The 6,615-nt window shown below is 62.4% G+C and carries 9 protein-coding genes; 4 read left to right on the plus strand and 5 right to left on the minus strand.

Features of this window, described 5'->3' with window-relative positions; genetic code table 11:
• From WB528_RS19175 to WB528_RS19190, 4 genes are all read right to left on the minus strand, one after another.
• Positions 1-185, minus strand: a 185-nt coding sequence (locus WB528_RS19175) for a hypothetical protein (RefSeq protein ID WP_423889970.1), incomplete at its 3' end; no start/stop codon positions are given.
• Positions 186-285: 100 nt separating this feature from the next.
• A complete protein-coding gene (locus WB528_RS19180) occupies positions 286-876 on the minus strand; it encodes an SCO family protein (protein ID WP_423889971.1) in 591 nt (196 codons plus the stop codon).
• A 15-nt stretch (positions 877-891) separates the two neighbouring features.
• Positions 892-1,086 carry a hypothetical protein gene (locus WB528_RS19185; protein ID WP_423889972.1) on the minus strand — a complete coding sequence of 65 codons (195 nt, stop codon included), beginning with the start codon at positions 1,084-1,086 and terminating at the stop codon, positions 892-894.
• Positions 1,087-1,229: 143 nt separating this feature from the next.
• Complete coding sequence (locus WB528_RS19190; protein ID WP_423889973.1) at positions 1,230-1,688, minus strand: hypothetical protein; 459 nt, start codon at positions 1,686-1,688, stop codon at positions 1,230-1,232.
• A 289-nt stretch (positions 1,689-1,977) separates the two neighbouring features.
• Here WB528_RS19190 and WB528_RS19195 point away from each other — a divergent pair, with 289 nt between their 5' ends.
• Together WB528_RS19195 and WB528_RS19200 are read left to right on the plus strand one after the other, a co-directional pair.
• Complete coding sequence (locus tag WB528_RS19195) at positions 1,978-3,636, plus strand: FAD-binding dehydrogenase (RefSeq protein ID WP_423889974.1); 1,659 nt, start codon at positions 1,978-1,980, stop codon at positions 3,634-3,636.
• An 86-nt stretch (positions 3,637-3,722) separates the two neighbouring features.
• The gene (locus WB528_RS19200) at positions 3,723-4,073 is read left to right on the plus strand and encodes a RidA family protein (protein WP_423889975.1); all 351 of its coding nucleotides are present in this window, start codon (positions 3,723-3,725) and stop codon (positions 4,071-4,073) included.
• Positions 4,074-4,154: 81 nt separating this feature from the next.
• On the opposite strand, the gene WB528_RS19205 is transcribed toward WB528_RS19200, so the two are convergent.
• Positions 4,155-5,219 carry a Rieske 2Fe-2S domain-containing protein gene (locus WB528_RS19205; protein WP_423889976.1) on the minus strand — a complete coding sequence of 355 codons (1,065 nt, stop codon included), beginning with the start codon at positions 5,217-5,219 and terminating at the stop codon, positions 4,155-4,157.
• A gap of 143 nt (positions 5,220-5,362) precedes the next feature.
• Between WB528_RS19205 and WB528_RS19210 the strand changes: the two genes are divergently transcribed.
• Both WB528_RS19210 and WB528_RS19215 read left to right on the plus strand, forming a co-directional pair.
• Positions 5,363-6,280: a LysR family transcriptional regulator gene (locus WB528_RS19210; RefSeq protein ID WP_423889977.1), complete on the plus strand. Its 918-nt coding sequence runs from the start codon at positions 5,363-5,365 to the stop codon at positions 6,278-6,280.
• Positions 6,281-6,365: 85 nt separating this feature from the next.
• Positions 6,366-6,615: sigma factor (locus WB528_RS19215; protein ID WP_423889978.1), on the plus strand; the 250-nt coding region annotated here is incomplete at its 3' end.

Consider the following 6,615-nt stretch of genomic DNA (forward strand, 5'->3'; position numbering starts at 1 on the left):
GCCTGGCCTGGCGCCGGCGTGCTCTGCGCGTGAGCCAATCCACCCGCCAGCGTCAGGGCGAACGCGAGCGCCGAAACAAGCCGGCACGGTTTCAGCGCCCGCATCGAGCCCGGTGGCTTACGTCCGATAAAGCTGGTCAGGTGGGCCTGCATCGCTCGCCGATTTTTCGGAGAAATCGGGGCCATATAGACCCATCCCGCGGTCCGATTCCAGCATTCGCTCGCGATTGACTCCTCTCACGGCGAAGCAAACGGCGTCTGAAGACCCCGGCGGAATTGCCTGCCTTCAAAGATAACGCTTGAGGTCAGTTGCCGCTTCCTCGGGCTTGCGATTGAGGTTGAATGGGGAAACGAATTTGCCGTCGCGATCCATCAGATAGATCAGCGCGGTGTGGTCCATGGTGTAGTCGCCGTCCTTCAAGGGGACTTTCTTGGCATAGACGCGGTATTCGGAAAGCACCTTCGCGATCGCCTCCGAACTGCCGGTTAGACCTCTCAGCCGCGGATCGAAACTCGACAAATACTCCTTCATCGCGGCCTGGGTATCGCGCTCGGGGTCGACCGAAATGTAGTAGGCGTTGACGCGCTCGGCGTCCTTGCCCATCGCCCGCAGCACTTCAGACATCTCAAACAGCGTCGTCGGACAGACGTCCGGACAGTGAGTGAAGCCGAAGAAAACCAGGGTGGGATGGCCCTGCATGGATTTTTCGGTCACGGTCTGGCCGGTCTGGTCGGTCAGCTGGAACGGCCCGCCGATCGCGGCCGGGGCCGTGACATGGCGCAGGCCGCCCATCACCCACAACATCAGAACAAGCCCGAGAGCGAGGCTTCCGGCGAACGCTCCAATCACGACGAGCGGGCGGGCGGTCCGATCCATCATCCAAATCCTGTTTTAGAAGCACGCGGCGAAGCCGGACGCGATCATCTCGAAGAAGACCGCGGTTCCGTAGCGAACCCACAAGATCGCTGCCGCCAGCAGAAGCACGGCGCCAAGCCCCACTCCGCCGAACACCACGCCACGCGCCAACCGGTTCGCGGGCTCGGACGTCCGCGTTATCGGCTGTGGCGTGGAAAGGGGGTGCGCCATCCATGACCTATCTGAAGTGCTCCAGCCGACAACGTGCCGTTTGGGCCACTACCGTTCAGATAAAGCCTGCGGCCGGGCCCCGCAAGCGCGAGAGCCACGGCCTAAATCACGTGATGCTGATCCGGGCTTGGGAATAAGAGCGATTAATGCGCCGTCGAAGCCCGGGCGTCGAGGTAACAGGGGTGGTACATGCTCGTCAGCTCTTTGCCGCGCAGATAGATCATGTGCGCGGTCAGCCCGCCGCGCTGATTGATCCATTTTTTCACCGGCGCCGGATACATCGAATAGAGCATATGGGTGGCTTCGGGATTGGTGATGGCGTGACCGTCGTCGTCCATGTCCCAGGCCGCATGGAAGCCGAGCGCCGCGTGAGACGTCACGCAAATCTTGTCATGGGGAATGGCGCCGAGCACGATGGTGCAGGCCGAGGCGCAGAGGCCATCGATGATCACCATCTCGCCGGAGGTACGCACTTCCTGGTACTTGTCCACGTAGGTGCCGATCCGGCCGCCGCGGTCCTCGCCGATACGAACCACCGCATGGCTTGCCCCCATGCTCGCCAGCAGAACAACCGCAGCGAGCAGCCCCATCATCAATTTCATTGTCCGGCCCCGGTCTGAACCTGCCGGACTTGAATCCGACGGCGTTGTGATGCGTCGTGAGGGTGTTTCGAGTTCGCCATTTTGTCCAGATGGGCACCGCGTTTCAAATTAAATTCACATCGAGTGTTGCCGGCGCGCTGCACCCTGCCGCCAACTTGCCTTGCCCGATCCCAAACTGGAACAAAATGCTTTCGCGAGTGCAGTTCGGCCAGCGGCCCATCTTGACCGTCCGGCTTACGGTTGACCATCCGGGGAGTTGCGGGCTTCATTAGACTATGGGGGGAAAGCGATGACAGGCGAAGTTGACGTCATCGTGGTGGGCGCGGGGCTCGCCGGCCTTGTCGCCGCGACCGAAATCGCTGGGGCCGGCAGGCGCGTCATTGTCGTGGATCAGGAAGGCGAGCAAAGCCTTGGCGGACAGGCGTTCTGGTCATTTGGCGGGCTTTTTCTGGTCGATTCTGTCGAGCAGCGCCGGCTTGGCATCAAGGACAGCTACGAACTAGCGCACCAGGACTGGATGGGCACGGCGGGGTTCGACCGCGACGAAGACCTCTGGCCGCGGCGCTGGGCGGAGGCCTATCTCGCTTTCGCCGCCGGCGAGAAGCGAAGCTGGCTGCGGGCGATGGGGCACCGTATTTTTCCGGTGGTCGGCTGGGCGGAGCGTGGCGGCTATGATGCCATGGGCCACGGCAATTCGGTACCCCGGTTCCACGTGACCTGGGGCACCGGCCCCGGCATCGTCGAGCCGTTCGAGCGCCGCGCCCGCGAGGCGGAAAAAACAGGATTGCTGACGTTCAAATTTCGCCACCGCGTCGATGCGTTCACTTTTCAAAACGACAGCGTCGACGGCGTTCAGGGCGCGATCCTCGAACCAGACCCGGTCGAGCGGGGCCAAAGCAGCTCGCGCAAAGTCATCGGCGAATTCACGCTGCGCGCGCAGGCCGTCATCGTCGCCTCCGGCGGTATCGGCGGCAACCACGAGTTGGTTCGGCAGAACTGGCCAGCGCGACTCGGCCCGGCTCCCGCCAACATGATCTCCGGCGTGCCCGAGCATGTCGACGGACGGATGATCGGGATTACGGAAGCCGCCGGCGCGCGGCTGATCAACCGCGACCGCATGTGGCACTACGTCGAGGGCATCCGGAACTGGTCGCCGATCTGGCCGCGCCACGGCATTCGCATCCTGCCGGGGCCATCCTCGATGTGGTTCGACGCGACCGGCAAGCGACTGCCGTCGCCGCTGTTTCCCGGCTCCGACACGCTCGGCCAGCTGGAATACATCGTCTCAACGGGTCACGACTATTCGTGGTTCGTATTGACCCAGAGCATCATCAAGAAAGAATTCGCGCTATCCGGCTCGGAACAGAATCCCGATCTCACGGGCAAGAGCTGGCTGATGACGGCGCGGCGCGCCACCAACAAGGGCGCGCCCGCTCCCGTCGAAGCTTTCAAGAAACATGGCGCGGACTTCATCGTGCGCGACAATCTCGCCGATCTTGTCAACGCCATGAATGCGCTCTCGGGCAACGATCTTCTGAAGTGCGAGGCCATCAAGGCCCAGATCGAGGCGCGCGATCGTGAAATCACAAATGCCTATGCCAAGGACACGCAGATCATCAACATCCACAATGCGCGCCGCTATATCGGCGACCGTCTGATCCGAACCGCCGCGCCACACCGGATTCTCGACCCTGCGCATGGGCCGCTGATCGCAGTGAAGCTCAATATCCTGACCCGCAAGACGCTCGGCGGTTTTGAGACCGATCTTGATTCGCGCGTCTTCGGCCAGAGCGGCAAGATCATGCCCGGACTCTATGCCGCCGGCGAAGCGGCGGGCTTCGGCGGCGGCGGCATGCACGGCTACCGCGCGCTCGAAGGTACTTTTCTCGGCGGCTGCCTGTTCTCGGGCCGCAATGCGGGCCGCGCCGCGGCCAAGGCCGTCTTGTGAAAATCAGAACCCTGATCCTCGCGACAAGGTAGTAGCGGTAAAAGCGCTGGCAGGCTAAGTCGCGGCATCAGCCACGGGAGAACAACATGACCATCCAACGTTTCGATACCGGACCGCGCATGAGCCAGGCCGTCGTCCATGGCGACACCGTCTATCTCGCCGGCATTGTCGCCAATACGACCGCCGGAGAAAGCGTCACCAAGCAGACGCAGGAAATTCTTTCGATCATCGACGGCCATCTGGCGAAGGCCGGCACCAACAAATCCAAGCTCTTGACCACGACGATCTACATCACCGACATGAAGACGTTCCCGGAAATGAACGCGGCGTGGGACGCCTGGGTCTCGCCGGGCAATACGCCGGCGCGCGCCACCGTCGAGGTCAAGCTTGCCAATCCGAAATACAATGTCGAGATCATGGTGACGGCGGCGAAGTAAGCGCGCCTTCATCCAAAATGCGAAAGCGGCGGCAACCTAAACGGTGCCGCCGCTTTTTCTTTCAGCCGCGCTTCGCTTGGCTCAGGCCGCGCGGGCGGCGTTCTTTTCCGCCTCGATCTTCCGCGCAAACAGCCAACGGAAATAGGTCAGCGGCGCATCGGCCCCGATGGCGAGAAGCTGATAGTTCGGATCGGCGTCGAACACCTTCTGCTGGGCCTCGATGATGTCCTTGTCCTCGTTGAAACCTTCTTCGAGCGAGTGTCGCAGCGACAATGCAATGTTCGGATTTTCGATGTCGAAGTCGTGCAGATAGTTCCAGAAGAAGTGGGTCGAGCTGCGCGTTTCCGGCGTCATGAACTGGGCATTGCGGTATTGCCGCGTGCCGGGAACGGCTACGCCCTTCTCGACGCCCCCGCCTGCCGGGGCAAACGTCGTGTCGAGCGTGAATATCCCGGGAATGATCATGCGGCCGATGTTGCGGCGGTCGATCTTGTCGGTTTTGTTCGGGATGACCTTCTTGTGGTAGGGCGGCGGCTCGGCGCCCATGTGCCAGCGCTCGACCTTAAAACCGTCATCCAGTTTCTCGATCGCAACCGGCTTGGTCTTGTAGGCATATTCCTCGGAGCCGCCGAGCGTGTTGGTGTGCACGAAGGCGAGGTGGGCGAAGTCGCTGAGGTTATCGACGATCAAAAGCCAGTTGGCCTTGTAGTGCATGTAGCCGGGCAGGCCGCGCCATTTGGGATCCTCGAGCGGCGGATAATCGAGGATCAGCTTCGGGTCGGCCTTCTCGGGATCGCCGGTCCAGATGAAAACCAGATTGTAGCGTTCGACCACCGGATAGCTGCGCACGCCTAGCTTCGCCGGAATACTGTCTTGACCCGGAATCTGGATGCACTTGCCGTCGGAGGCGAACTTCATGCCGTGATACATGCAGCGGATGTCGTCGCCTTCGATGCGCCCCATCGATAGCGGCGCCGCGCGATGGCAGCAGCGATCGTCAAGCGCAACGACTTTGCCGCTCGCGCCGCGATAAAGCACGATCGGCCGTTCCAGAATGGTGCGCGCCAGCTTCTTGCCGTCGATCAGCTCGTGATTCCACGCCGCGACGTACCAGGAATTGTAGAGAAAGATTCCGTGGTCGTTCATGTCACCCTCCCGGTTGGACTTTTTCCGATTGTTAGGTCAACCGCCCCGGCCGGAGAATGGGATTTGTCTGGACACACTGTTCAGCTGGATGGACAATCCCTGCGGAGCGCATCGAGCTTTCGCCTTTCGTCTGGATACCCGTCATGGATTGGCGCGACTGGGAGCTGTTTTGTCAGGTGGTCGAGCATGGCGGCTTCAGCGCCACCACCCGCGCGCTTGGTCATCCCAAATCCAGCCTGAGCGCGGCGGTGCAGCGGCTGGAGGGCCATCTCGGGCTGCGGTTGATCGAGCGCACGACACGGCATCTGCGACTGACGGACGAAGGCAACACGATCTACCGGCGGGTCAAGCCGTTGTTCAGCGCATTGCACGATACGCAAAGCGAGGCGCTCGCGATGAGGGGCGCGGTTGCCGGCACGCTGCGCATCAAATCGCCCTACGAGTTCGGCGCCCACCACGCCGGGCCGGTCGCTTGCGAATTGATGGAACGCTATCCGGATCTCACGATCCGGATCGACGTCGAACACGAGATCGTCAACCCGATCGCCGAGAACTACGATATCGTCTTCGCGATGCTGGAAGCACCGTTGCCCTCCGCGGGCATCGTCATCCGCAGGGTGTTCACGCTCGAGCGCGGACTGTTCGCCGCGCGGTCGCTATGGAAACGCTTTGGCGAACCGCGAACGCTGGAGGACCTCGGCCAACTGCCGTTGCTCGCCGGCCCCGGCGATACGGCCTGGGCGGTCACCCCACCGGGCGGCAAGACCGAACACCTGGCCGTGGAGAGAGCGAAACTGGTGAGCTCAAACGCCCATATCAGGCTTCAGGCGGCGCTGGCCGGTCTCGGCGTCGTGCGGGTGACGTCCAGTTTCACCCGCGCCGCTGTCGAAGCCGGCTCGCTCACGCCCCTGCTGACTGACCATGTCTGCGAGCCTCTCAGCGTGCATGCCCTGCTGCCCACGCGCCAATTCGTTCCGGCCAAGGTCCGCTGCTTCCTCGACGCCCTGGAAACGCATGCCCATGGCGGCGCTGCGATCGCGGCCGAGCCCCTGCCCGGTTAACCAATTTGGCCTACGATTCCGGGGAACCTTTGCCGCTTTGCCGCATCCAATGGTTGGTATCTGCTAGATTGAGGGTGAGACCGTCATGCAAAGGGCCACCGCACCGAAAACCGCGCCAGCCGGCGACGCCGAACTCATCGCTCGCGCTATCGCGCGCGACGAGACGGCCGTGCGCGCGATCATCAAGGACAATAACCGCAGGCTATACCGGCTGGCCCGCGGCATCCTGCGCAACGACAGCGAGGCCGAGGACGTGGTCCAGGAGACCTACGTCCGGGCTTTCACGCATCTCGACAGTTTTCGCGGCGACTCAAGCCTTGCCACCTGGCTGGCGC

Source organism: Bradyrhizobium sp. (assembly GCF_049586575.1).
GTDB lineage: Bacteria > Pseudomonadota > Alphaproteobacteria > Rhizobiales > Xanthobacteraceae > Bradyrhizobium.